This window comes from Amycolatopsis sp. NPDC104587 (genome assembly GCF_055583645.1).
This window is the reverse complement of record NZ_JBVJNO010000009.1, coordinates 37,343-63,167: the sequence shown is the minus strand read 5'-3', so window position 1 is coordinate 63,167 and position 25,825 is coordinate 37,343. Positions and strand designations below refer to the sequence as shown.

Here is a 25,825-nt window from a genome sequence, read left to right as displayed (position 1 = left end):
TTTCCCGCAAGTTAGGTGTACCAGACGGGTGAAATTCGGTAAAGAACCGATGTTTAGACCATTGAGGTGGCTGGGCTCGACCGGCTTCGACGACCGTGGCGCGCCGGGCGGTGGTGATCGTGAGCATCGGCAGTTTGGCGGCCGCGAAGCGGGCGGGACCGCCCGCCGGCCCGATCGGGTCGATCCTCACCGGTTCGACTTCGTGACGGCCTCGATCGCGGGCTGTCTTCAGGAGAGCGGCGCTCGCCGGGACTACCTTCCAGCCTTATTGAGTGAACGTTCATTTGACAACTTCGGCGAAGGCGTGCTTACCTGAGCGCACAGTATTGAATGAACGTTCACTAAGGAGTCGCCATGGTCCTCCCTCCGCAAACCGGGAAACGCGCCCTGGTCACCGGCAGCACCGGCGGAATCGGCCTGGAAACGGCCCTGGCGCTGGCCGACGCCGGTGCCGAAGTGGTCGTCGCCGGCCGGTCGAAGACCAAGGTCGACCAGGCCGTCGAGACCGTTCGCGAGGCTGTCGGCACCGCCAAGGTCGAGGGGCTCGTCCTCGACCTCGCCTCGCTGGCCTCGATCGACAGCGCCGCGTCCGCGGTGCTCGCCGCCGGACGGCCGCTGGACCTGCTGGTCAACAACGCCGGTGTGATGGCCGTGCCGGAGCGCCGCGAGACGGCGGACCGCTTCGAGCTGACCTTCGGCACGAACCACCTCGGGCACTTCGCGCTGACCGGGCGGCTGCTGCCCGCCTTGTCGGCCGCGCCCGCCGCGAGGGTCGTGACGGTCAGCGCGAAGGTCGCGCGGAACAAGGGGGCGACGCTGGACGACCCGCTGAGCAAGGCGTCCTACTCGGGGATGGCCGCCTACACGAAGTCGAAGCTGGCGAACGTCGTGTTCACGCTCGAACTGGCGCGGCGGGCGGCCGGAACCGGGCTCACCGCCGTCGCCGTGCACCCCGGCACGAGCAACACGGGACTCCAGCAGCACCTGCCGAAGTACCTGCAGGTCGTGGCGTCCATGGTGCTCGAGCGATTTGTGGGCCAGAGCCCGGCCGACGCCGCTCGTCCGTCCCTCGACGCCGCGACGAACCCCGCGACGAAGCCGGGCGACTTCGTCGTGCCGGACGGCCGTGGCGAGCTGCGCGGCGCCCCGCACGTCGCGGAAATGCCGCCCGCCGCCATCGATCCCGCCATCGGACGGCGGCTGTGGGAGCTGTCCGAAGAGCTGACGCACGTCACCTACTCCTTCCCGTGAAAGGCGTTCCACCGACCTTGGTGTCGACCTGACGCGGGCTCGGCTGATTGTTCCGGCCGGGCCGCAGGTGCTATACCGGCAGCTGCCCGGTGTCGCGACGACGCGACGCCAGAAGCGAGCGGAGTCTCCGGTGACCAACCGTGCTGTGCGCTCATCCATCGTGGTGGTCAGCCTGACCGCGCCCGTCCTCCTGCTGGGGACCGCGCCCGCGCTGGCCGACAGCCCACCCGGGCGGCAGCTGACGATCGAGACGGTGTCGAACCCGCGGCCCGCGCTCGTCAGCGGGGGACAGGTCCTGCTCAAGGTCGTCGCACCAGAGCGGACGCGGGTCAGCGTCAGCGAGAACGGCCACGACGTCACCGCGAGCTTCCGCGCCCAGCCGGACGGCAGCCTGCTCGGGCTGGTGACCGGCCTGCGCAACGGCGTCAACGACGTGAGCGCCAGGACCAGCGGGCCCGGCCGGGACCAGCGGGCGAACCTGCGGGTCACCAACCACCCGAGCACCGGGCCGGTCTTCTCCGGCGCCCAGCAGCACCCGTTCTACTGCGAGACCCAGGCGTTCGGCCTGCCCGCGGCGACGCAGCCGTTGTGCAGCGCGCCGACCCAGGTGAGCTACCAGTACAAGACCACCGCCGGTGTGTTCGCGCCGCTGGCCGACCCGGCGAGCCGGCCCGCGGACCTCGCGACGGCCACGGTCGGCGGGCACGCGGTGCCGTACGTGGTCCGCGTCGAGCGCGGCACGATCGACCGCGCCGTCTACGAGATGGCGGCGCTCTACGACGGCACGCCGTCGCCCGTTGCGCCGGACGCCGCCTGGAACGGGAAGCTGGTCTACACCTTCGGCGGCGGCTGCAACGCGGGGTACCACCAGGGCACCTCGACCGGCGGCGTGGTCAACGACCTCTTCCTGGCCCAGGGGTACGCGGTCGCGTCGTCGACCCTGAACGTGCTCGACAACAACTGCAGCCCGATCATCTCGGCCGAAGCGGCGATGATGGTCAAGGAGCACTTCGTCGAGACCTACGGCCCGGTCGCCCACACCATCGGCTGGGGCGGCTCGGGCGGGGCGATCCAGCAGTACGACATCGCGGAGAACTACCCCGGCATCGTCGACGGCATCATCCCCGGCGTCTCGTTCCCGGACCCGCTGAGCACGGCGGGCCCGGTGTCGGACTGCCGGCTGCTGGAGCAGTACTTCGCCGGGCCCGGCGCGTCGTTCACCGCGGCGCAGAAGCAGGCCGTCGCGGGCTTCGCCAGCTACGACACCTGCGTCTCCTGGACCCAGACCTTCGCCAGCCGCGCCACCGCGACCGGCAGCTGCAACGCGGCCATCCCGGTCGCGGTGCGGTGGGACCCGGTCACCAACCCGCGCGGCGTGAAGTGCAGCTCCGCCGAGCAGCTGGTCAACCAGATCGGCCGGGATCCGAGGACCGGGTTCGTGCGCAGCCCGCTGGACAGCACCGGGGTGCAGTACGGCTTGGCCGCGCTGAAGGCCGGGACGATCACCGCGGCGCAGTTCGTCGACCTCAACGCGGGCATCGGCGGCCTCGACTACACCGGAAAGCCCGTGCCGCAGCGGATCGCGGCCGATCCGAAGGCGCTCAACACGGTGTACGCCGACGACATCGTGAACTCGGCGTCGCAGGGTCTGCGGGAGACGCCGATCATCGACCAGCGGACCGACCTCGACCTCGCCGGGTTCGGCAACGACATCCACACCACCGAGTGGTCCTACGTGATGCGGCAACGGCTGCTGCGCGCCAACGGCACCGCGGGCAACCAGGTCATCATCGAAAACCACGCCACCGCGGCCGAAGCGGCAGCCGCGAGTGTCTACGAGCTCAACGCGATGGACCGCTGGCTGACCGCGATCGACGCCGACGGTTCGCACCGGAGCCGGCAGCAGAAGGTGCTGGCGAACCGGCCGGGCGACCTCGGCGACGGCTGTTACCTCTCGCCCGCGTCGCGGATCACCGAGAAGCTGACGTACCCGGCGAGCGGCCAGTGCGGCGCGCAGTACCCGGTGGCGGCCAACACCCGGATGGTCGCGGGGGAGAGCTTGGCGCTCGACGTGCTGAAGTGCCGGCTGAAGCCGCTGAACCCCCGCGACTACCCGGTCCCGTTCAGCACGGCGGACTGGAAGCGGCTGCGGGCGACGTTCCCCGACGGCGTGTGCGACTACGGCCGCCCGGGCGTCGGGCAGCGCGCCCCGATCGGAACCTGGCTCGGCTACGGCGACGAACGGACCGGCACCACCCCGCCGACCAGGCCGCGGTGAGCCGGTGACCGCCGCCGATCCGATGCGGTCCGCATCGGATCGGCGGCCCCTCCGCGCTACTTCTCCCGGGCCACCGGCGCGGGCTCGTGGAACTCGTCATGGGGGCGGAGCCAGTAGGCGAAGTCCTCCTGCGGCCAGCCGTCGGGGACGTCTTCGCCCTCCACCTGGCCGCCGTAGGGCGTCAACGAATACAGCGCGGCGATACTGCCGATTTGGCTGACTGTCGGCCCGTGGTTCAGGTAATAGGTGCGGTAGATGTCGTCGCCCTCGCGCAGGAACATGTTCAGGGCGAACCACTCCGTCGAACCGAAATCTTCGGTGAAGGACTCGGTGCGAATCGTGTACCAGGGAATGTCCGTCCAGCCCATGCGTTCGGCGTAGGTCCGCAAGTTGCTCCGCGGCGCCGGTGACGCCATCGCGAAGGTGATGTCCCGGGCGTGCAGGAGGTGCAGGTCGGCGACCCCGTCGACCCAGGAGGAGCAGCCGGAGCACCCTGCTTCGGGCCAGCCGGCCACGCCTTCTTCGAAGAAGAACCGGTACAGGATCAGCTGTTTGCGACCCTCGAAGAGGTCGGCCAGGGAAACCTCTCCGTCGGGCCCTTCGAACGAATAGTCCTGTTCGACGCGGACCATGGGCATGCGTTTGCGGGCTGCGATCACGCTCTGCAGCGCGGCCGAGGCGGCCTTCTCCTGCTTTGCCAGCGAACTTTGCGCCTCGGCCCATTCCGCTGCCGACACGATGGGTGGTTTCGCGATAGCCATGGTGCATTCTAAGCCGGGTTCTTCCGGCTCGCGGGATGGTCAGGCCGGAACGACGACGATCTTGCCGTGCACCGCGCCCTCGGCCGCTCGTGCGTGCAGTGCCGGCAGCTCGGCCAGCGGCACCCGCTCGGCGACGTCGACACGCAGCTCGCCGCGGTCGACCATGGCCACCAGCTCGGCCAGCTGCCCGGCGTCGCTGCGGACGAACAGGTTGATGCCGCGCACGTCGCGTGCCTCGTCGGCGGGAGCGGGCATCCAGACCGTCGTGTTCACCACGGCGCCGCCCGGGCGGACCAGCGTGGCCAGCGCGGCCAGCTCCGCCGGGTCGACCGGCGCCAGGTTGAGCACGAGGTCGACCGGCTCGGTCACCGCCGCGGTGACACCGGTGGTCGTGTGGTCGACCACTTCGTCGGCGCCGGCCGACTTGACCGCGTCCCCGCTGCGCGGGCTCGCCGTGGCGATCACGTAGGCCCCGGCGCCCTTGGCCAGCTGCACGGCGTACCCGCCGACCGCGCCACCGGCGCCGTTGACCAGCACCCGCTGCCCGGGCCGAAGGTTGCCGTGGTCGAACAGCGCCTGCCGCGCCGTCAGCCCGACCACCGGCAGCGCGGCCGCGTCGGCCAGCGGGACGCTCCCGGGTGCGGGCGTCAGGACCTCGGCCGGCGCCAGCACGTACTCGGCCGCCGCGCCGGTGCCGTCCATCGGCAGGAAGCCGATGACCGCGTCGCCGACCTGGAGGCCGTCGACCCCTTCGCCCAGCGCGTCGACCGTGCCTGCGACGTCGATGCCGGGGGTGTGGGGCAGCGCCACCGGGATGGGTTCACGCATGAAGCCGCCGCGGATGTTGCCGTCGACGGAGTTGAACGACGTCGCGGCGACGCGGATCCGGACCTGCCCGGCTCCGGGAACCGGCTGCTCGACGTCCTCGTAGCGCAGGACGTCGGGGGCGCCGTAGTCGTGGAAACGCACTGCCTTCATCGGAGTTCTCATCTCTGCTCGAGCTGGTTTGCTTCGAATTCGAAGCAACTGGGGTCACGGTACTGCTGCTTCGAATTCGAAGCAAGTGAGGTCGGTCACGAAGATCCCTTGATCCACACGGACCTCAGGATCGTGGCCGCGGGCCGGTTCAGCCTGGGCCGGTTTGGCCCACCTTGACCACGGCCGGGCCGACGGCGGCGCGGACGACGTCGCCGAGCCGGGCCGCGTCGGCCGAGTGCGGCGCCGGGGTGAGGACCACGGCCATCAGGTTGTCGCCGGGCACGTCGAGCAGCGCGCCGTCGAGCGTGATGGCACCACCGTCGGGATGCCGGAACACCGCCCGGTTCTCGTACGCGGAGACCGTTTTCGGCGTGCGCCACAGGGTGTCGAACCGGTTGCTGGTGGTCCGCAGCTCGTCGACGAGCTCGCCGAGCGCCGCGTCGGCCGGGTGACGCAGGTGCGTGTCGCGGAGCCGGGCGGCGAGCACGGCCTGGAACCCGGCCTGGTCCTCCGCGCTGCGCTCGATCTCCCCGCGGGCGTTGCGGAACGTGCGCCACGCGACGTTCCAGTCCCGGGCGGACCCGGCCGCCGCTCCGCCGCCCAGCGCCAGCCATGCGCGGTTCACGGCGATGACGTTCCACGCCGCGTCGGTCAGGAACGCCGGGGTGCCGTCGAACCGCTCCAACAGCCGGACCGCCGCCGCCCCGGCTTCGCGCGGCACCTGCCCGTCGACCGCGGCGTAACCGGCGAGCGCGCAGAGCCGCTCGTAGTCCGCCCGCCCGATCCGCAACGCGCGGGCGATCGCGGACACCACACCGGCCGACGGGTGACGCCGTCCCTGCTCCAGGCGTCGGATGTAGTCCGCGGACACTCCGGCCAGCTCGGCGAGCTCTTCCCGGCGCAGTCCCCGGGTCCGCCGCCGCGGCCCGCCGGCGGTGGGCTCGGCGTGTTCGCGCAACCAGCGGACCGCGGCGCCCACGTCGGACAACGACATGGCGCCAGTCTGCAGCAGGAACCCCTTCGAATTCAAAGCAGTAGGCTGCGGTCATGTCCGACGCCCGACCCTCGCTCGACCCCGTGCAGCTCGGCGCCTACTTCGACCTGATCGAGGTGACCAGCCTGCTCCGGCACGCGGTCGAGCAGCAGCTGCGTGAGGCAGGCGAGCTCAGCTACGTGCAGTTCCAGCTGCTGGCCCGGCTCGGCGACTCGCCGACGGGCAGCCACCGCATGACCGACCTGGCCGACGGCGTGGTCTACAGCCGCAGTGGTCTCACCTACCAGGCGGGCCTGCTCGAGAAGGCGGGCTTGGTGGTGCGCGCGCCGTCGCCGGACGACGAGCGGAGCACCACGGTCACGATCACCGACGCCGGCCGCGAGCGGCTCGCCGAGGTGCTGCCCGGGCACGTCGAGGTGGTCGGCGGCCTGCTCTTCGAGCCGCTGTCCCATCACGACGTCGTCACCCTCGCCGGGCTGCTGGCGCCGGTGCGGGACCACATGCGCTCGACGCCGCCTCGCTCGGCCGCGCCCCGCAGCCGTCCGAACTGAGGGTGCCGGCACTCGCCGGTGACCAGCCAAGAGTGACACCTTTGCGTGAATTGCCACGCGGTCCGGACGTGGTCCGCTACCGTCCTGCTGGGCTTCGTTCGAGGGGTGGGGGAGCGGCAGGCATGACCGACACGTGGCAGGTGCCCGGGTACGCCGAGGTGGACGTGCTCGGCACCGGCGGGTTCGGGCGGGTCGTGCTGGCCAAGCACGAGGCGTCCGGGAAGATGGTGGCGATCAAGTACCTGCGCGCGGAGTTCCTCGCCGACCCGCGGATCGCGGACGGGTTCCGGCGGGAGGCGTGGCTGCTGTCCGGCGTGCGGAGTCCCCACGTGGTCCGGCTCTTCGACTTCGCCGAGACCCCGCAGGGCGCCGCGCTGATCATGGAAGCGGTGCCCGGCGTGTCGCTGCGCGCCTTGCTGGTGGCGGAGAACGTCCTGGCGCCCGAGGCGGCTTTGGCGATCCTCAAGGGCTCACTGCTCGGCCTGGCCGACGCGCACGCGGTCGGCGTCGTCCACCGGGACTACAAGCCGGGCAACGTCCTGGTGTCGCGGGAGGGCGAGTCGAAGCTGGTCGACTTCGGACTGGCCACTTTGGACGGACACAACGGACTGACCGCCGGGTCCCCGGCCTACATGGCGCCGGAGCAGTGGGCCGGCCGGGCCGGCCTGCCCGCCACCGACGTCTACGCGGCCACGTGTGTGTTCTACCAGTGCGTCACCGGGCACAAGCCGTTCGAAGCGGACACGAGCGAGCAGCTGCGCGCCCTGCACGGCGGAGCGCCGGTGCCGCTGGACGCGGTGCCCGAGGCGCTGCGCCCGCTGATCGCGCGGGGCATGGCGAAGGACCCGGCGTGGCGGCCGGCGACGGCGGCCGCCTTCGTCACCGAGCTGGAAACCGTGGCCCGCAAGGCCTACGGGAAGAACTGGGAGAAACGCGGCTGGAAGCGGCTGGCCGGCTCGGCCGCGGCGCTGACGGCGCTCACCCCGCTGGCGCTCCTCACCGGAGCCGGCACGGCCGCCGCGCCGGTCGCGGCGGCCGGCGCCGGGGCCGGCGTGACGGCGGGCACCGGCACGGGGGTGACCGCGGCGGTGGCCGGCAAGATCGCGATCGCCGTCGCGATCCTCGGCGGGCTGGTCGCCGGCGGGCTGGTGATCTTCCCGCGCGGGGACGACCCGCCCACCCCGCCGCCGGCCGCGCTGACGGTCGCCATGCAGACCCTGTCCGGGCGCGACCCGGCACTGCCGGTCAGCCACGAGCTCCAGTACCCGCAGGTGTCCGGCGGCTCGGACGCCGCGCTCCGGCAGCGGATCAACGACGCGTTGCGAGCGCCGGTCGACCAGCGGCTGAAGTCGGTGCGGGACGCGGTCGCCGTCCCGAGCACGCTGGAGCGGTTCCGGGAGGAGGGCGAAACGGCCGGGCTGCGCTCGTCCGCGCGGGTGCTGCTGCAGACGCCGGGCCTGCTTTCCGTGCGGTACGACCACGATCTCGACTCGGGCGTGCTGGGGCACACCACCTGGCGGTTCCCCGAAGCGATCTCCGTCGACCTCACCACGGGGAAGGTGCTGGTCCCGCAGGACGTGTTCCGGCCGGAGATCCTGACGGCCGCCGGGATGCGGACGCTGACCCAGCGGCTGGCGCCGCACACGAAGAACGGGTTCTGCACCGTGCCCACGGTGGCCGGCGATGCGGAACGGCAGGTCGGCATGGACGCCGCCGAGCGGCCCGGCGGCGGTGACCACGTGCCGGGCGCGACGTTCGGGTTCACCGCGACCGGCGCCGAGTTCGAGATCCTCTGGTACGACCTCGGCTGCGCCACGGCGGCCGGGAACGAACCGGTGGCGTTGCCCTACGGCGAACTGGACGACCTGCTGCAGCCGAAGTTCCTGACGATGCTGGGCCGGACGACCCCGGCCGCTTCCTCGACGGCGCCGTCGACCTCGGCGCAGCCCGGTGCCGGGACGACGTACACGAACGCCCGCTTCGGGTTCACCACCCAGGTGCCGCCGGGCTACACGGCGTCGTCGTGGGTCCCGGAGAACGGCGAGGGGATGCGGTTCACCCAGGCCGACCTCGGCGCGACGCTGACGGTGTGGGGCACCAACTCGGGCGGCCGCAGCCCCGCGGACGAGCTGGCCCAGCTGGTCGCGTCCGTGGAAGGCGACGGCGGCCGGGTGACCTTCCGGACCGCCACCAGCGGCGGGTACACCGTCTCCGGCTACCAAGGTGACGGCAAGATCTTCTACGAGACCGAGTCCATCGGCGCCGGCTCGACGGCCGGGCTCCGCTGGGTCTACCCGGCCGAGCACAAGGCGGAGCTCGACCGGCCCGTCACCGACACGGTGAAGGCGTTCAAGCCCGGGGACCTGTCCCGCCCGCACTGACCGCGCCGCGCCGGGGGAGGGTCAGGGTGAAGACGGCGCCGCCCTCGTTGTGGCCGGTCAGGTCGCCGCCGTGGACGAGGGCGTTCTCCCGGGCGATGGACAGCCCCAGCCCGCTGCCTTCGGTCTCCTGGCGGGCGCGGTCGCCGCGGACGAACCGGTCGAACACGATCGGGAGCAGGTCCGAAGGGATGCCCGGGCCGGAGTCGGACACCGTGATCGTGACGTCGTCTGCCGTGCCGTCGATGACCACGGCGACCGGGGTCCGCCCGTGACGGACGGCGTTCACCAGCAGGTTGCGCACGATGGTGTGGACGCGGCGCGGGTCGGCTTCCACGGTCGTCTCGCCCCGGCTCGTGACCTCGACCGCCGCGTCCGGCACGCTCACCTCGATCGCGTCCTCGACGAGCGGCCGCAGGTCGAGCAGCTCGGGACGGAAGTCCGTGGAGCCGGCGTCGAAGCGGGAGATCTCCATCAGGTCCTCGACGAGGTTGGCCAGCCGCAGGGCTTGGGTGCGCAGCAGCCGCGCCGCCCGCGTCCGGGTCCCGGGGTTCGTGTGGTCGAGGGTGTCGGCGGTGGCGACCAGCGCGGCGACCGGGGTCCGCAGGTCGTGGGCGACGTCGGCGACGAACCGCTGTTGCTGCCGGTCCTTGGCCCGCAGTGCGCCGATCGACTCGCTGACGCGCCGGGCCATGGTGTTGAACGACGCGGCGAGGTCGGCGAGCTCGTCCCGGCCCCGGACCGGGACGCGCACGTCGAGGGTGCCGTCGCCCAGTTCGCGGGCGGCGGAGGCGACCCGGCGGACCGGACGCTGGATGTGCCAGGCGGAGAAGACCGCGGCGACGACCCCGAGCGCGGCCACGCCGAGCGCGATGGACACCAGCTTCCGCGCCTGGTCGGCCAGGCTCACCTCGAGCGGGGAGAGGTCGAAGACCTGCACCACCCAGTACTCGACGAAGTTCCCGCTGACCACCAGGAGCTTCCGGCCGCTGACCGGGTCGACCGTGGTCGCGGTCAGCAGGTCCGCCGTCTTGGCCGTGCGCACCAGGACCCGGTCGGCGACCGACGCCACGACCGCTTCCCGGTCGGCAACGCGGAAGGGCAGCGGTTTTGCGGCCCACACGAGATCGTGCGAGCCGTAGGTCACCATTTCGGCCGTGCCTTCGGGCCGCTTGGTGAAGAGCGTCCAGTCCGTCGTCCTGCCGTCCATCAGCCGGGCGAAGTCGTCGACCGTGCCGTTGCCCGCCATCGCCTGTTCGAGCCCACGCCACGTCTGCTCGAACATCGCGCCGAACGAGGACTCCGCGGCGAAGGTGAATCCGCCGACCGCGTCGTCCTTCTGCAGCTGCGTCGCCGCGAAGGCCATTGACGCGGTCGCCAGCGTCGTCACCAGCACAACCGCCGCCGTCACCCTCGCCCGGAGCCCGAAAGCCGGCCGCTTCACGGGTTCACCAGCCGGTAGCCGAGCCCGCGCACGGTCCGCAGCAGCACCGGGTTCGCCGGGTCGTCCTCGATCTTGGCCCGCAGCCGCGCGACCGCAGCGTCGACGATGCGCGAGTCGCCGACGTACCCGTAGTCCCACACGCGTTTCAACAGCGCCTGGCGGCTCAGTACCTGGTTCGGGTGCCCGGCGAACTCGACGAGCAGCCGGATCTCGGTGGCGGTGAGCGCCAGTTCGGCGCCCTCGCGGGTCACGCTCATCGCCCCGGCGTCGATCTCCAGCTTCCCCACGCGCAGCAGGCCCGCCGGGGACCCGGGAGCGGTGACGGCGCGGCGGCCGACGGCCTTGATCCGCGCGTCGATCACCCGGGGCTCGACGGGTTTGACCACGTAGTCGTCGGCGCCGCACTCCAGCCCGGCCACGACGTCGATCGGGTCGCCCCGCGCGGTGAGCAGGATCAGCGGGAGCCGGCTCTTGGCGCGGATCCGGCGGCAGACGTCGAAGCCGTCCATGCCGGGCAGCATGACGTCGAGCAGGACGAAGTCGAGGTCGAGCCGGTCGGTGAACACCGCTTCCAGTGCTCGTTCGCCGGTCGGCGCGACGACGACGTCGTGCCCCAGCGCCTCGAGCGCCAGCGTGAGCGCTTCGGCCAACGCCCGGTCGTCCTCGACGAGCAGGAGTCGTGGCATGGGCCCCTCCAGAGATCAAGTCCCGCCCGATCCTAAGGCCGCGGGGGCGGGTGCCCGGCGGATCCGTGCGGACCTGTCGCGGAGTCGTGCGGTCTTGTGACAGAAGGACGGGCCTGCGCGCATGATCCGTTCCTAGCTTGGGCTCCGAGAGATTCCTTGGAGGGCCCGGCGAATGACCATCCTGCTCGACCGATTCGACACCACCCCCGACGTGAAGGGGAGGAGAACCCGCTGGAACGTGGTGGCCGCGGCGTCGCTCATCGCGGTGCTGGGGTATTCGACCCGCTGGATCTGCGACGACGCGCTGATCTTCACCCGCGCGGTGGAGCAGATCCTCGCGGGAAACGGGCCGGTCTACTCCCTCGGCGAGCGCGCGGAGACATCGACCAGCGCGCTGTGGCAGTGGCTGCTCGTGCTGGCCGGGTTCCTCTTCGGACAGCCGGACACCTCGACGCTCTCGTGGGTCCTCGGCCTGGTGCTCACCACGGCCGGGTTCGGCCTCGCGGTCGATGCCACCTCCCGGCTGCACAGCCGAGGCCGCGCCGCGGTGGTGTTGCCCTGCGGCGTCCTGGTGCTGCTGGGTCTGCGGCCGGTCTGGGAGTACGCGACGTCCGGCCTGGAGACCGGGCTCACCACGTTCTGGCTGGCGGCGTGCTGGTGGCTTCTCGTCCGCCTGCGCACGAAGGCGCCGGCGAAAGCGGTCCTGTTCGCGGCCTTCACGATCGGGCTCGGCCCGCTGGTGCGGCCGGACCAGGCCCTCGTGTCCGCGGTGTTCCTCGCCGCGGTGTGGGTGACCGTCCGGCCCGGCCGGCGCTTGACACTGGGCGCCGCCGGAGCCGCGGCCGCCTTGCCGGTCGCCTACGAGATCTTCCGGATGGGTTTCTACGGCATTCTCGTGCCGATGCCCGCGCTCACGAAGAACGCGGGCGAGTCGATGTGGACCCGCGGGTTCGCCTACGTCGCGGATTTCGCCGGTCCCTGCTTCTTGTGGCTGCCGTTGATCGTGGTTGCCGTGCTGTTGTACCGGTTCGGCACGCGAGCCGATCCGGTGGTGGTGTTCGTACCGGTGGTGGCGGGCGTGTTGCACTTGGCGTACGTGGTGAAAGTCGGCGGCGACTACATGCACGCGCGCATGGTCCTACCGGCCCTGTTCCTCGTTTTGCTGCCGGTTCTTGTGGTGCCGCGGTCGAAAACCACCGGTGCGGCCGTGCTGGTCGTGGCGGTGTGGGCGTCCTGCAGCGCGGGTTTGCTCCGGTATTCCGGCGGCTCCGCGAGCGGAATCGACGACGAGCGCGCGTACTACGTCACGTGGACCGGGAATGCGAATCCCACCGGCTCGGCGACTTACGTCCGGAAGCTCCAGGCGCTCAAGGACGTCGTGACGGCCGAAGCCGCGTCGGGTCGGCGGTCCCTGGTCTACCACGGGCTCGGCCCGGGCCGCGAAGTCATCGTCACGCCCCTGCGCACCGGAGTGACGGCCGGCGTCATGGTCGTCGGCGTTTACCTCGGCACGGCCGGGATGCTCGCGCCTGTCGACGTCGGGATCGTCGACTTCTGGGGCCTGGCCAACCCGATCGGCGCCCGGTTCGCGTTCCCCACGGGGAAACCGGGCCACTCGAAACCGCTCGGCAACGCCTGGCTGCTCGCCGACTACGCCGCTCCCGAGGCACCGCTGCACCCGTCGGGAAACTTCGCCGTGCCCGGCGCTGTCACCCCGGACCAGGTGGCCGCCGCGCGGCACGCGCTCGGCTGCGGCGACCTCGCGGAGATCCGGCGGTCGACCCGGGAACCGTTGACGCTCAAGCGTTTCCGGGAGAACCTGACCGGCGCCTGGCACCGGACCCAGGTGGTCGTTCCCCCGGACCCCTTCGAAGCCGAGCGAAAGTTCTGCGGACCGTGAACGGGGTCAGGGCGCCGGTTCGCCGGGGAGGTCGTCGACGGAGAGCCGCAACCAGGCGTTGCCGGTGAGGATGTGCAGGTCGGCGTCTCTGCCGACGACCTGCGTCGCGGGCGGCAGCGGCCGGCCGTCGGGCTGGACGAGCTGGTGCTCGCCCGTCACCTCGAGCCGGTCGCCGGCCAGGGTGCCGACGACGAGCCGGTGCCGATCGGGCGCGTAGCCGCCGTACAACACGACGCGGGATCCGCCGACGGTGAGCGCCTTGGCGCCGCGGACCTCGTTGTGCCAGCCCGTCACGGCGCCCTGGTGGATCCGGACGACGGGGAAGTCGGTGTAGTAGCAGGTCCACACGGTGTCTTCGGCGACGTTGAGCGCGTAGCAGTCGCTGATCCCGCCCCAGGTGTCCTCGTCCCAGGCGGGGTATCGCCAGGCAGGGGTCAGCTCCGGGGAGAACCGGTTCAGCCCCGTGGCGCCCAACGGCGGCGGGCCCGCCGTTTCTCCCCAGCCCAGGTTGCCGAGGATTCCTTCGTCGAAGTAACCCACCCAGGTCTCGCCTCGGCGTGTCGTCTGCACGTGGGCGATGCCGTCACCGAGGGTCTGCTCCAGCAGCATCTCGCCGTCGGCGTCGAACACGATCGCGTTGCGGTCCGGTCCTTCGGGCCGCCACGTGCACCGGGAGCCGACGACGAGCACCCGGCCGTCGGGCAGGGGCTGTACGGAGGAGTAGGCCGCGGGTAGCGATGGAATCCGTGCGGTGACGGCCATTTTCGGGGTGTGCGTGGTGACTCGTGCCGCCAACGCCGAGTGGTCGTCGGCCGCGGACCACAGCGCGACGACTTCGCCGGAAGGGCCGACCGACGCGGACACCCGCACGTCGCCCGGTTGCGGCGCTTCGAGTGTCGCGTGACGACGGGCCCGGAGGGGAGCCCCTGCCGTCTTGTTCTCTCGATGCCGCCGAACCCAGTTCCTGATCACGACGGTATTCGACCACACTCCCGCGGCGTGGCTCACCGCATTTCCCCGGGCGTGCGCGATTTAGGATGACGTCGTGGAACTGCGCCAGCTTCGGTACTTCGTCACCGTCGCCGAAGAAATGAACTTCGGCCGCGCCGCCGAGCGGCTGCACATCGCCGGGCCGTCGTTGTCCCAGCAGATCAAGGCGCTGGAACGGGACCTCGGCGTGCGGCTGTTCGACCGCGACCGGCGGCTCATGGCGATCACCGCGGCGGGGGAGGCGCTCCTGCCGGGCGCCCGCGAGCTGCTGGACCGGGCCGACGACCTGCGTCAGCACGCGGTGCGGCTCAGGCGCACCGAGGTCGTGCGGCTGGGGTACGTCAACTGGCTGCCCGCCGGGCTCGTCGAGCGCAGCTCCGGGATCGCGAGCCTGCAGGTCGACGCCTGGGTGCTGCCTTCGCACGCCCAGGCCGGGCGAGTGGCCGACGGCAGCATCGACATCGCCGTCTGCTGGGTTCAGCAGCCGGACCTGGCCGCGCAGAACCTCGACGCGCGCCTGGTCGGCGCGGACCGGCTCTACGCGGTGTCCGCCGGCTCCGACACTTCACCGGTCGCCGCGAGCGAGACGCTGGTCCTCGTCGACTCCGACACCGTCAGCTGGTCGTCGTGGAACCTCTACGCCGGCCAGTTCAGCCGGGACACCGGCGCGACCGTCGTGCGGACCGACGACTCCGGGATAACGGGCCCGGCCTTCTTCGAGCACGTGCGCCGGCTCGGGCGGCCGGTGGTGAACTCGCCGAAGGGGCAGACCACGCCGCTGCCCGCCGGCCTGGTGCAGCGCCCGATCGTCGATCCGGCGCCCTACTGGACCTGGTCGCTGGTCACCCGCCGCGACGACGACCGCGCGTCGGTGCGGGCGATCGTCGAGGCCCTGACCACCGGCGTCGAGCTGCCTTCGCCCGACGGGGGCGCGTGGCTGCCGTCCACCGACCCGCACGCGCCGCGGCCCGCCGGACGCTGAGCGCCTGGTAGGCAAAACCTCTGGCTGGGAGCACGGGGTCCGAAGGTTGTGATCGTCACCGGGGCCTCTTTGGACTCGACGGAATAGCAGAAGCTCCCTTTCGGCGCCCCGGTCGTCCAGCAGATCTCGGCCGTCCCGATCGCGGAGCAACCCGCTGCTCGATCAGCTGCCGCCTCGCCGCGAGAATCCGCTGCCCGGCGAAACTGAGACCCGCTCGCCGTACCGACCGGATGGTATGTTGCCCGCGTGATCGAAACGGCGCGCCGGACCTGGCGATTCCTCGAGCCCTACCACGGGATGATCTACTTCGCCCGGGAAGCGGCGGCCGCGTACGAGTCGCTCGGTCTCACCGGCCGCGCCGGGTACTTCGCGTCGAGGTCGGCCGCGCTCGGAGCGGTCCCGGCGCCGGTCGTGGTCGCGACCTTCTTCAACTTCAACCCCGTTCTCGTCCGGGAGTCGATCACCACCGCCTGGTCGGTCACCGACCCGGCCGCCGTCCTCGCCGCGCGGCACGCCGCGGCCGACCAGGCCCTGCGCGGCATCCTCGGCGAGGCGATCACCTCGCCCGAGATGGGCCGGGCCGCCGCGCTCCTGCGGGAGGCCGCCGAGTCGGTCGCCGATGACGTTGTCGGACGGCCGCTTTTCGCCGCCCACGCGGCCCTGCCGTGGCCCACCGAGCCGCACCTGGTCCTGTGGCACGCGCAGACGCTGCTTCGGGAGTACCGCGGCGACGCCCACGTCGCGGCGCTGCTGACGGCAGGCCTGCGGGGCATCGAAGCCCTCGTCACCCACGCCGCGTCCGGCGCCGTCCCCGCCGAGACCCTGCGGACCTCCCGGTCGTGGTCCGAGGACGACTGGAACCGGGCCGTGGCCGGCCTCCGCGAGCGGGACTGGCTCACCGACGACGCTGCCCCGACGTTCACGCCGGCCGGCGAGGCCCGGCGAGCGGAGCTCGAGAAGGCGACCGACGAGAACAGCGTGACTCCCTACGCCCACATCGGCGAGTCCGCCTGCGCCGAACTGCAGACCCTGGTCCGCCCGTACAGCCGGGCGCTCGCCACGAAGCTGATGCCCTGGGCGCTCGCGCGGCAGTAGCGGCGTCAGCCCGCGGCGCTGACCAGCCCGCTCCGGTACGCCAGCACCACGGCCTGGACCCGGTCCCGCAGGTCGAGCTTGGTGAGGATCCGCGAGACGTACGTCTTCACCGTCTCGACGCTCAGCACCAGCTCGGCCGCGATCTCGGCGTTCGACAGGCCGCCCGCGATCAGCCGCAGCACCTCCAGCTCCCGGGGAGCGAGCCGGTCCAGCGGACCTTCCGCGGGCGCGGGTGGCTGGATCCGGTCGGCGTACCGGCCGATCAGCGTCCGGGTCACCGCGGGGGAGAGCAGCGACTCGCCGCGCGCGACCGTGCGCACCCCTTGCGCCAGCTCGTCCAGCGGCGTGTCCTTGAGCAGGAACCCGCTCGCCCCGGCCCGCAGCGCGTCGTACACGTACTGGCCGACGTTGAACGTCGTGACGACCAGGACCTTCGCCGGGGTCACCGCGTCGGGGCCGGCGACCCGGCGGGTCACTTCGATCCCGTCGAGGAACGGCATCTGGATGTCCATCACCACGACGTCCGGGCGGAGCCGTTCGACCTGGGCGAGGGCTTCGCGGCCGTTCGCGGCCTGGCCCACCACCTCGAAGTCCGGCTGCGCGCCGAGCACCGCCACGTACCCGGCGCGGATGAGCTCCTGGTCCTCGCAGATCAGCACGCGGGTCCGGGGGCCGGTCATCGGACGCTCTCCAGGAGCGTCGTCGGGAACTCGGCGTGCACGCGGAACCCGCCCGCCGACGGCCCGGCGGTGAACCGGCCGCCCAGCGCGTCGACGCGGTCGCGCAGCCCGGTCAGCCCGCGCCCGCCGGAGCCGAGCACGCCGGCCTCGGTCGCCGGACCTTGGGTGACGACCTCGATTTCGAGGAGGTCCGTGCCGTAGCCGACGCTCACTTTCGCGGGCCGCCCGGCCGCGTACTTGGCCGCGTTGGTCAGTGCTTCCTGCACGATCCGGTACGCCGTGAGCTCGGTCTCCGCCGGCAACGCCGTGCGCTCACCGGATTCGACCAGCTCGACGACCCGGCCCGGCTGCTCGACGAGCCCGCGCAGCGCGCCCAGGCCCGGCGTGCGCGCGCCGGTCGCTTCGAGGACGCCGAGCAGGAACCGCAGTTCGGTGAGCGCGTCGCGGCCGGAGCCGGTGATCGTCGTGAACACCTCGGGGAAGCGTTCGGGCGGGAGGTACCGCGCGGCGTCGGCCTGGACGACCATGGCCGTGACGTGGTGCGTGACGACGTCGTGCAGCTCGCGGGCGAGCCGCGCCCGCTCGTCGGCCGCCGCGGCCCGGGCGGTGAGCCGCCGCCGTTCGGCCTCCTGCCGCCGGCGTTGCCGCACCAGGGCGCCCAGCGACCAGAACAGGACCAGCACCGCGTAGTAGACGAGGAAGGTCAGCAAGTCCGACGGTGATCCCCGCAAGACGACCAGGACCGCGAAGACCGCGTATCCGGCCGACACCGCCGCGGGCAACACGCGGCGGAACCGCTCTTCGCGCGCCCCGGCCGAGTAGAGCGCGAAGTACAACGCGAGGCTGGCGATCGTGGGGGAGTAGGCCAGCACTTCGTGCGCCGCGAACGACGTCGCGATGATCGCCAAGGTCGCCGCGGGCCACCGGCTGCGCACCGCCAGCGGGAGCGTCTGCCCGAGCACCAGCAGGACCGCCGGGAAACCGCCGTCGTGCCGCGGCAGGTCGCCGAACTGGGCGCCGAGCATCGCCAGGCCCGGCACGAACGCGGCCGCGGTGCAGGCCGCGGCGAGCGCGCCGTCCCGGACCCTCGGAGTCACGCGCGCCCAGCGGTTCCGGAGACGTCCCAGCGTCGGCATGGCGGGCAGCCTAGCGACGCCGGGCGCTCCCCGGGGTGGCTACTGCCGGGTGACGTCGGTGCAGTCGAGGTCTTTCTCCGGCAGCCGGCCGCTGTCGAGGAATTCGACGGTCGCCTGGTCGGCACAGGAAGAACCCTCGTGGTAGACGTAGTGCCCGCCGTTGTCGACCCCGACCAGGACGGCCCGGTTCCCCAGCGCGCGGCGCAGCCCGACGGCCGAGTCCCACGGCGTGGCGTGGTCACGGCGGTTCTGCAGGATCAGCGTGTTCCGCGCACCCTGGTCCGTCACCGTCACCGTCACCGGCTTCTCGACCGGCTGCGGCCAGAACGCGCAGGGCCAGATGTTCGCCGGCATGCCCGCGGTCAGCGGCCAGGTCTCGCGGTCGGCCGCGGTGGCCCGGGCGTAACTGCCGACGTCGTGGGACCATTCGGCGTCACCGCAGGTGAGGGCCAGGAACATGGTCGCCTGGTTGTCCGCGGGAACCCCCGGCGTCGGCGGGGTGTCGGCGAACACCTGCTGGACGACCTTGCCGTCGGCCTCGGTGAGGTGGCCGTCGGCGAGGTCCGCGGCGGCCTTCCACACCTGAGCGAGCACCGGCACCGTGTTGTTGTGGATCAGCAGCGCGTAGGTGAGGCCGCGCAGCATCGCCCCGCTCAACACCTGCGGCGTGCCCGGGACCTGCGCCGGTCGGCGGTCGAGCCGGTCGGCGAGCGCGAGGTAGGTCCGGGTGACTTCCTCGGCGGTGGCGCCGAGCCCGAGGACGGCGTTCTGCCCGGCGGCGACGGCGGCCGCGTCGGGGAACCGCTCGGCCATGCCCTTGCCCCAGCTCCGGGCTTCCCCGGCCCAGACGTGGGCGGGGTCGACGTTGCCCTCCAGGACCACGCGGTCGGTGTGGTCCGGGAACAGCGAGCTGTAGACGGTCCCGAGATAGGTGCCGTAGGACTGGCCCCAGTACGAGATCTTGGCTTCACCGAGCGCTTCCCGGACCCGGTCGAGGTCGCGGGCGGTGTTGACCGTGGTGAAGTACCGCAGGGTGTCCCCGGCCTTGGCGGCGCACTTCGCGGCCGTCGCGCGGGCGGCCTGGACGTTCGAGTCGATCGAGCCGTCGGCCGCGGGGTAGGGGAAGAGGGCCGCGACGCTCGGGTTTTCGAGGCCGCAGGTCTGCGGGGTGCTGGTGCCGACACCGCGCGGGTCGAAGCCGATCAGGTCGTAGCCGTCCAGGACGGCCTTCGGCAGGGTCGGCGCCATCGCGCCGGGTGTGTCGAGGCCGGGCAGCGCGGGACCGCCGGGGTTCAGCAGCAGGACGCCGTGCCGCTTCGCGGGATCGGCGGCGGCCAGCCGGGAGATCACGACCTCGACGGAGGTGCCGTCCGGGCGGCCGTAGTCCAGCGGGACCTTCAGTTTTGCGCAGGTGAGCCGTGGGTCCCGGGTGGTGCCCGGCGCCGCCGCCGGGCACGCACCCCACGTCAGCGATGCGGCCGCCGGGGTGTCTTCGTCGTCCGCGCCGTCACATGCGGCCACGCCGAAAACGGTCAGCGTGGTGACCGCCAAGGCCGCGGCCAACCGGGTTTTCCTCATGGTGCTCGCCCCTCCGTTGCCACGGCGGCGGGCCGTTGGTGGCCCGCCGTCCGCGGTGACGGCGACGAAGCTAACGAGCGGAGGACGGGGAAGACGTCACCCCGGAGCGAGCAGATCCGGTAGCTCGCCCGGGGGACACGGGCTCAGGAACTGCTGCAGCTGACGCTGGGCCAGTTCCGGTTTCCGTTGTGCATGATGGTGACGCCCCAGTTGTCGCCGTTCCCGTTGGGCGTCGCGACGAGCACCTGGCTGCTCGGCCAGGTGGCGTTGATGTTCCAGGTGGCGCTGATCCGGGCCGGGCTCGGCACGGTCATGGTGACCGTCCAGCTGCTGGAGCCGCTGACCGAGACGTTGAGGTTGTACCGGTCGTTCCAGGACTGTCCCGCCGAAAGCGATGCCGTACAGCTGCCGCCGCCCGGTGTGGTGGTCGGTGTTGTGGGTGTTGTCGTGCCGGTCGGGGTGGTGGTCGTGCCTCCGCCGGAGTTGAGGACGTTCAGGACCGAGTTGTACGCCGACTTCTTGTTCCCGTTGCCGTCGAAGAGAAGCGGGCTCTCGCCGGAGCGCCACGAGTCGCTGTCGCGCACTCCCCACACGGTGATGCCGACGCAGCGCGCGACGTTCATGCACGCCTGGGTCAGCGCGGAGTACTGCGAGGTGGCCGCGTTCGTGACGTCGACCTCGGTCAGCGCGACGTCGACACCGAGCGCCGCGAAGCTGGAGATCGTCGTCTGGAGGCTGCTCGGGACCGAGCTGCCGCCGGTGAAGTGGGCCTGCAGGCCGACGCAGTCGATCGGGACGCCACGGGACTTGAAGTCCCGCACCATGTTGTACACACCCTGGGTCTTGGCGTAGTTCCAGTTGTCGATGTTGTAGTCGTTGTAACAGAGCTTGGTCGAGGAGTCGGCGGCGCGGGCGGTCTTGAACGCGACCTCGATCCAGTCGTTGCCGGTGCCCTGCAGGTTCGACGACCGGCGGCTGCCGTCTTCGTTGAAGGCCTCGTTGACGACGTCCCAGTACGCGAGCTTGCCCTGGTAGTGGGCCATCACCTTCTGGATGTGGTTGATCATCGCGTTGCGCAGCGTGCTGCCGCTCATGCTCTGCATCCAGCCCGGCTGCTGGGAGTGCCAGGCCAGCGTGTGGCCGCGGACCTTGGCGCCGTGGCTGACCGCCCAGTTGTAGATCTGGTCGCCCGAGGAGAAGGTGAACTGGTTCTGGTTCGGCTCGGTCGCGTCCGGCTTCATCTCGTTCTCGGCCGTGACCATGTTGAACTCGCGCGCGGCGATCGTGGTGTAGGCGGAGTTGCCGAGCTTCCCCGCGGCGATCGCCGTGCCGAAGTACCGGCCGGACTGGGCGGCCGCGGCGCCCAGCGTGCTCGCGGCGGCATCGGCGCCGGGAGCGGTCACCAGGACCGCGGCCGTCGCGGCGACGGTCGCCGCGGCCGCGACGACCCGACCGGCGGGGGACCGCCACCACCCCTTGCCACGCGGGCTCGACAAAACTCTGGCCATTCTTGAACTCCTTCCGGGCACACGCCCAGGAGGAGCACGTCGCCGGCGACCTGGACGCTCATCTGCTGCTTGCAGCAGAACACGCGGCTTCGGCGCCGGACAAAGAGTTTCGATCGACTTTCGAGCCCACGCCGGTGCCGCGCCGCGCGGTTTCCGGCCGCTACCGCTGGTACGGCCCGCGCGGCGGCTGGTGTCCCGGCGGCGGAGGCTGCTGGAACCCCGGCGGGGGCGGTGGGAATCCCTGCTGCTGCGAGGACCCCTGGTGCTGGGAGTGGTCGGGTTGCTGCGCGACGTCCTGCTGCACCGGAACTCCCTGCGGCTCGAACCCCGGCTGCGCGAAGCCGGGCTGCGGCGCGAAACCCGGCTGCGGCGCGAAGCCGTGCTGCGGTCCGCCCGCGGGGGCGGCCGGGCTGGATCCCGGAGCGAAGCTGTGCTGCGGTCCGCCTGCGGGGGCGGCCGGGCTGGATCCCGGAGCGAAGCTGTGCTGCGGTCCGGCCCCGGGGATGGCCGCGCCGGCTCCCGGAGCGAAGCCGTGCTGCGGTCCGGTCCCGGGGACGCCCGGACCGGCTCCCGGGGCGAAGCCCTGCTGCGGTCCGCCCACGGGGATCGCCGCGCCGCCTGGCCCGGATCCCCGACCGGTCCGGCGCCGGATCGCCACGACCAGCCGCCAGCCGCACGCGGCCGCGATCGCCGTGCCGATCCCGAACGTCACCCACCGGCCGCCGCCGTCGAAGGTCTTCTGGGCCTCGATGTCCTCCTGCCGCTTCTCTTCGTAGGTCTCGCTGGACGTCTGGCCGTAGTGGGTCGTCTCGCAGGTCTGCCCCGGCCGCATCTCTTCGCTGCCGCACAGCACCAGGTCGCTCGAGCTGCCGGTGCCGAACAGGCCCAGCGCCATCAACCCCAGCCCGAACAGCAGGCCGATCGACCACCAAACCACGCTTTTCATCCGTTCCCTTCCGAGCCGTGTGCACTGGTGCGGTAACGCCCGAACGGCCGAACGGTTTAGTCCGCGGCCAGGGTGAAAGCTGTCGCCGACCGAGTCGGGTTGATCACAGCCCGGGTTGCTAACGTTTTCCGCCCCCTCGATTCGAGCCCCCGAACACCCCTGTTTTCCCAGGTCAGCGCCCATTGGGCAGCGGTCGCCGCCGCGCCGGATGTTGGTAACTAACCGCCGTGCGGGCAAACCCGTCTTGGTGAATCCTTGGGGTACTGCTACAAGATTTCCCGGGATCAAGATCGGATCCGGCCGCCGTGGCCGGTCGAAGGTGGGGGAGTCTTCGTGCGTCTGCTTCGTCGTGCCGTGCTGCCTGTGGTGGTGGGCGGTCTTTTCGCGGCTTCGGTTCCGCCGGTGGCGGCCGCCGCGGTGCCCTCCGGTGAGTCGCCGGCGGTGACGTCGGCGCTCGCGGCCGCGAAGCGCTCCGGCGCCGCGGTCGGTGTTCCGGAGGAGACCACCGCCTACGCCGAGGTCTTCGCCAACCCGGACGGGACCCTGACCCGGCGGGAAAGCCTGGAGCCGCAGCGGATCCGGCGCGCGGGCGCCTGGGTCCCGGTCGACCTCACGCTCGCCGCGCGGCCCGACGGCACCGTGGGCCCGAAGGCCGCGCCGATCGAGGTGCGGCTGTCCGACGGCGGCACCGGGGAGATCCTCGCCGCCGCCACGAAGGACGCCCACGAGATCGGCCTCGGCTGGCCCGGGACGCTGCCCGCGCCGAAGCTGACCGGCCCGGTCGCCACCTACCCCGACGTCCTGCCGGGCGTGGACTTCACGGTCACCGTCACCACCACGGGGTTCAGCGAGCACCTCGTGGTGAAGACGCCGGAAGCGGCGCGCGACCCGAAGCTGCGCGAGATCAAGTTCGCCAACCACGTGCGCGGCGTGACCCCGCGCAAGGCCGGCACCGGCACCATCGAAGCGGTCGACGCCGAGGGCGAGGTCGTGTTCCGCGGGGACGCCTCGAAGATGTGGGACTCCTCCGGCGGAACCGCGCCGGGCGTCTCCGCGAGGTCCGCGACCGCGCCCGAGCCGGTGCAGCCGCCCAAGAAGGCCGAAATGGACGTCGTCGTCACGCCGGCGGCGACCGTGGTCAAGCCCGACGCGGCGTTCCTCACCGATCCGGCGCGGGTCTTCCCCGTGGTCATCGACCCCGAGTACTGGTGGCCCGGCGCCAAGCAGAACCACGTCGTGGTCCAGGAGCCGTGGCCGGAGGAGCACAACTTCAACAAGACCGACGGCGACCTCGGCGACCTGAAGGCCGGGTACCAGGGCGGTTACCGGTCACGGTCGTACTTCAGCGTCGATGTCTCGGCGATGCGCGGGAAGGTCGTCCACCGGGCGACGATGCGGCCCCGGGTCGTGCACTCCTACTCCTGCAACGGCGGGCCGACCGAGCTGTGGCGCACCGGCGGCATCGGCTGGGGCACCACCTGGAACGCCCAGCCCGGCTGGGAGGTCAACCTCGGCGGGATCGGCAAGTCCAACAACGCCAAGTACTGCCCGACCGACGGCGCGGCCGAGGTGCGGGTCGACGACACCGCGCGCCAGGCCGCGAACGGCGGCTGGACGACCCTGACGTTCATGCTCAAGGCGGCCAACGAGGGCCAGCAGAACGACTGGCGGCGCTTCGCGCTCGACCCGGTGCTCGAGTACGTCTACAACTCCGTGCCCGGCCTGCCCGCCGACCTGGGCATGGAAGGCGGCCAGATCCCGTGCGCCTCCGGGGACGCCCGGCCGTTCGTCTTCACGCCGACCCCGCGGCTGCGCGGCCGGCTGTCCGATCCGGACGGCGGCATGCTCACCGCCCGGTTCTCCCTGCACAAGGGAAAGCTCGGCGCGAGCAGCGAGGTGTGGTGGACGACGACGTCGAACGTCCCCTCCGGTTCGTTCGCCGAAGTGACCGTGCCGTCCGGGATCGTGACCGGCGAAGGTGTCTACAACTGGTCGATGTACGCCAGTGACGGCGGCAGCAACTCGGTCTGGGTGGGCAACTGCGAGTTCGAAGTGGACAAGACCCCGCCCGGCTCACCCACCGTCACTTCGACGGACTACCCCGTCGGCGGGGACGTCGCGGCCGGCGGCATCGGCCAGACCGGCGCCTTCACGGTGACGGCGGCGAACCCGGACGTCCAGCACTTCCTGTGGTCGGTGACCGACCAGCAGAACGACGACCCGAAGAACCGGGTGAACGCCGAACGCCTCGGCGGCAGCGGTGTGTTCCGCTGGACGCCGGTCACCGACGGGCCGCAGACGATCTTCGTCCGCGCCGTCGACCGGGCGGGCAACCTGTCGCCGATCGTCACGTACCCGATCCTCGTCCGGGCCGGCGATCCGCTGACCGGCAACCTGAAGGCGCACTGGAAGCTCGACGGCGACCTCGCCGACGCCTCCGGTGAGGGCCGGTCCCTGACCGCGACCGGCGGCGCGGACGCCACGGCGCCCGGCTACCTCGGCAACGCCGTCGCACTCGGGACGGGCAAGCGGCTTTCGGCGACGGGCCCGGCCGTCGACACGGCGAAGAGCTTCTCCGTGTCGGCCTGGGTGCGGCTGGACCAGATCGGGGCCTGGCCGGCCGCGGTTTCCCTGGACGGCAAGCGCACCAGCGGGTTCCAGCTGCAGGCCTCGCCGGACGGCAAGTGGTCCCTGGCCATGTTCGCGTCCGATGTGGACGGTGGCGGCCCGGTGCATTCGCGCGCCATCTCGGCCGGGTCCGTGCAGCCCGGCGTGTGGACGCAGCTGACCGGCGTCTACGACCAGGCCGTGGGCAAGCTGCGCCTCTACGTCAACGGCGCGCTCGCCGCCGAGGTCGCGCACACCAGCACGTGGACGGCGTCCGGTGACGTCCAGATCGGCGCGGCGCTGTGGGGCGGCACCCGGCTCGACTACTTCCCCGGCGCGGTCGACGACGTCCGCCTCTACCAGCGGGTGCTCGTCGGCAGCGAAGCCGCGGCCCTGGCCAACCAGCCGGTCCTGCGGGCGCAGTACAAGCTGGCCGAAGGCGCCGGGGCGACGACCAAGGACGAGGTGAGCGGCCGGGACGCGACGTTCCGGGGCACCGCGGCGTGGACGCAGGCCGATGGCTACCCGGCGGCGAAGTTCACCGGCGCGCCCGACGCCGGGTACGGCTCGGTCGAAGGGCCGCGGCCCGAGCTGCGCACCGACCGCTCGTACACCGTGTCGGCCTTCGTCCGGATGGACACCGCCGACGAGGCGCCGCGCACCGCGGTGAGCCTGCGTGACGACAAGTTCTCGCCGTTCATGCTGCAGTACCGGCCCGAGGTCAAGAAGTGGTGCTTCCTGATGTCGCTCGGCGCGAACCAGGAGGGCGGCTGGTGGGTGCCCGCCGAAGCCGACGTCGTGACGCAGCGGTGGGTGCACCTCACCGGCGTCTACGACCTGGCCGCGAAGGAGGCCCGGATCTACGTCAACGGCCGGTTCGCCGGCCGCCTCGGCGGGGTCGCGGGCTGGAACGGCACGGGTGACCTGATGTTCGGCGGCAGCCGCTGGGTCGGCCGGGACGTCGACCCGTTCACCGGCGCCGTCCGCGGGGTCCGGGTCTACTCCGGAACCCTGACCGACAACCAGATCCGGCAACTGCCCGTGCAGGACTGACCGCTCCCTCTTCCCCTTCGCGACCCGAA

Annotated in this window: 20 protein-coding genes; 9 read left to right on the top strand and 11 right to left on the bottom strand. The window is 71.9% G+C overall.

Going from position 1 to position 25,825, the window contains the following annotated elements:
- The first annotated feature begins 28 nt into the window (after positions 1-28).
- The 3 genes from ACZ61C_RS27895 to ACZ61C_RS27885 all read left to right on the top strand — a co-directional run bounded on the left by ACZ61C_RS27895 (position 29) and on the right by ACZ61C_RS27885 (position 3,529).
- Positions 29-316, top strand: coding sequence for a hypothetical protein (locus ACZ61C_RS27895; protein WP_465310796.1), 288 nt, complete (start codon positions 29-31; stop codon positions 314-316).
- Between the two features lie 38 nt (positions 317-354).
- Positions 355-1,251 carry an oxidoreductase gene (locus tag ACZ61C_RS27890; protein ID WP_465310795.1) on the top strand — a complete coding sequence of 299 codons (897 nt, stop codon included), beginning with the start codon at positions 355-357 and terminating at the stop codon, positions 1,249-1,251.
- 130 nt (positions 1,252-1,381) lie between these two features.
- Positions 1,382-3,529 carry a DUF6351 family protein gene (locus ACZ61C_RS27885; RefSeq protein WP_465310794.1) on the top strand — a complete coding sequence of 716 codons (2,148 nt, stop codon included), beginning with the start codon at positions 1,382-1,384 and terminating at the stop codon, positions 3,527-3,529.
- Between the two features lie 56 nt (positions 3,530-3,585).
- On the opposite strand, the gene ACZ61C_RS27880 is transcribed toward ACZ61C_RS27885, so the two are convergent.
- From ACZ61C_RS27880 to ACZ61C_RS27870, 3 genes are all read right to left on the bottom strand, one after another.
- Positions 3,586-4,290, bottom strand: coding sequence for a DUF899 family protein (locus ACZ61C_RS27880; protein WP_465310793.1), 705 nt, complete (start codon positions 4,288-4,290; stop codon positions 3,586-3,588).
- Between the two features lie 39 nt (positions 4,291-4,329).
- On the bottom strand, positions 4,330-5,268 hold the full coding sequence (locus ACZ61C_RS27875) for an NADP-dependent oxidoreductase (protein ID WP_465310792.1): 939 nt from the start codon (positions 5,266-5,268) through the stop codon (positions 4,330-4,332).
- A 148-nt stretch (positions 5,269-5,416) separates the two neighbouring features.
- Positions 5,417-6,262 (bottom strand): helix-turn-helix domain-containing protein, encoded by an 846-nt coding sequence (locus tag ACZ61C_RS27870; protein WP_465310791.1) that lies wholly within the window; start codon positions 6,260-6,262, stop codon positions 5,417-5,419.
- A gap of 53 nt (positions 6,263-6,315) precedes the next feature.
- Between ACZ61C_RS27870 and ACZ61C_RS27865 the strand changes: the two genes are divergently transcribed.
- The gene (locus tag ACZ61C_RS27865; RefSeq protein WP_465310790.1) at positions 6,316-6,813 is read left to right on the top strand and encodes a MarR family winged helix-turn-helix transcriptional regulator; all 498 of its coding nucleotides are present in this window, start codon (positions 6,316-6,318) and stop codon (positions 6,811-6,813) included.
- Between the two features lie 122 nt (positions 6,814-6,935).
- Positions 6,936-9,194, top strand: a complete 2,259-nt coding sequence (locus ACZ61C_RS27860) for a protein kinase domain-containing protein (RefSeq protein ID WP_465310789.1) — start codon at positions 6,936-6,938, stop codon at positions 9,192-9,194.
- Here the strand turns inward: ACZ61C_RS27860 and ACZ61C_RS27855 are convergent.
- Both ACZ61C_RS27855 and ACZ61C_RS27850 read right to left on the bottom strand, forming a co-directional pair.
- A complete protein-coding gene (locus ACZ61C_RS27855; RefSeq protein ID WP_465310788.1) occupies positions 9,163-10,635 on the bottom strand; it encodes a sensor histidine kinase in 1,473 nt (490 codons plus the stop codon). The two genes, ACZ61C_RS27860 and ACZ61C_RS27855, sit on opposite strands and share 32 nt — an antisense overlap.
- Entirely contained in the window at positions 10,632-11,321 is a 690-nt protein-coding gene (locus ACZ61C_RS27850; RefSeq protein ID WP_465310787.1) for a response regulator, read from the bottom strand. The genes ACZ61C_RS27855 and ACZ61C_RS27850 overlap by 4 nt, the downstream gene beginning before the upstream one ends.
- 172 nt (positions 11,322-11,493) lie before the next feature.
- Here ACZ61C_RS27850 and ACZ61C_RS27845 point away from each other — a divergent pair, with 172 nt between their 5' ends.
- Positions 11,494-13,221, top strand: a complete 1,728-nt coding sequence (locus ACZ61C_RS27845) for an arabinofuranosyltransferase AftB family protein (protein ID WP_465310786.1) — start codon at positions 11,494-11,496, stop codon at positions 13,219-13,221.
- Between the two features lie 6 nt (positions 13,222-13,227).
- Here ACZ61C_RS27845 and ACZ61C_RS27840 read toward each other — a convergent pair whose 3' ends face one another.
- Positions 13,228-14,085 (bottom strand): hypothetical protein, encoded by an 858-nt coding sequence (locus tag ACZ61C_RS27840; RefSeq protein WP_465310785.1) that lies wholly within the window; start codon positions 14,083-14,085, stop codon positions 13,228-13,230.
- 181 nt (positions 14,086-14,266) lie between these two features.
- Here ACZ61C_RS27840 and ACZ61C_RS27835 point away from each other — a divergent pair, with 181 nt between their 5' ends.
- On the top strand, positions 14,267-15,193 hold the full coding sequence (locus tag ACZ61C_RS27835) for a LysR family transcriptional regulator (protein WP_465310784.1): 927 nt from the start codon (positions 14,267-14,269) through the stop codon (positions 15,191-15,193).
- Between the two features lie 246 nt (positions 15,194-15,439).
- The gene (locus ACZ61C_RS27830; RefSeq protein ID WP_465310783.1) at positions 15,440-16,288 is read left to right on the top strand and encodes an SCO6745 family protein; all 849 of its coding nucleotides are present in this window, start codon (positions 15,440-15,442) and stop codon (positions 16,286-16,288) included.
- A 5-nt stretch (positions 16,289-16,293) separates the two neighbouring features.
- On the opposite strand, the gene ACZ61C_RS27825 is transcribed toward ACZ61C_RS27830, so the two are convergent.
- The 5 genes from ACZ61C_RS27825 to ACZ61C_RS27805 all read right to left on the bottom strand — a co-directional run bounded on the left by ACZ61C_RS27825 (position 16,294) and on the right by ACZ61C_RS27805 (position 22,136).
- The gene (locus ACZ61C_RS27825; protein WP_465310782.1) at positions 16,294-16,968 is read right to left on the bottom strand and encodes a response regulator; all 675 of its coding nucleotides are present in this window, start codon (positions 16,966-16,968) and stop codon (positions 16,294-16,296) included.
- Positions 16,965-18,104 (bottom strand): sensor histidine kinase, encoded by a 1,140-nt coding sequence (locus ACZ61C_RS27820; RefSeq protein WP_465310781.1) that lies wholly within the window; start codon positions 18,102-18,104, stop codon positions 16,965-16,967. Before ACZ61C_RS27820 ends, ACZ61C_RS27825 begins: the two co-directional genes overlap by 4 nt.
- 39 nt (positions 18,105-18,143) lie before the next feature.
- Positions 18,144-19,682, bottom strand: a complete 1,539-nt coding sequence (locus ACZ61C_RS27815) for an alpha/beta hydrolase (RefSeq protein WP_465310780.1) — start codon at positions 19,680-19,682, stop codon at positions 18,144-18,146.
- 143 nt (positions 19,683-19,825) lie between these two features.
- On the bottom strand, positions 19,826-21,190 hold the full coding sequence (locus tag ACZ61C_RS27810) for a glycoside hydrolase family 10 protein (protein WP_465310779.1): 1,365 nt from the start codon (positions 21,188-21,190) through the stop codon (positions 19,826-19,828).
- A gap of 160 nt (positions 21,191-21,350) precedes the next feature.
- Positions 21,351-22,136: a hypothetical protein gene (locus ACZ61C_RS27805; protein WP_465310778.1), complete on the bottom strand. Its 786-nt coding sequence runs from the start codon at positions 22,134-22,136 to the stop codon at positions 21,351-21,353.
- Between the two features lie 333 nt (positions 22,137-22,469).
- Between ACZ61C_RS27805 and ACZ61C_RS27800 the strand changes: the two genes are divergently transcribed.
- A complete protein-coding gene (locus tag ACZ61C_RS27800; protein ID WP_465310777.1) occupies positions 22,470-25,796 on the top strand; it encodes a LamG-like jellyroll fold domain-containing protein in 3,327 nt (1,108 codons plus the stop codon).
- The last annotated feature ends 29 nt before the right edge of the window (positions 25,797-25,825 follow it).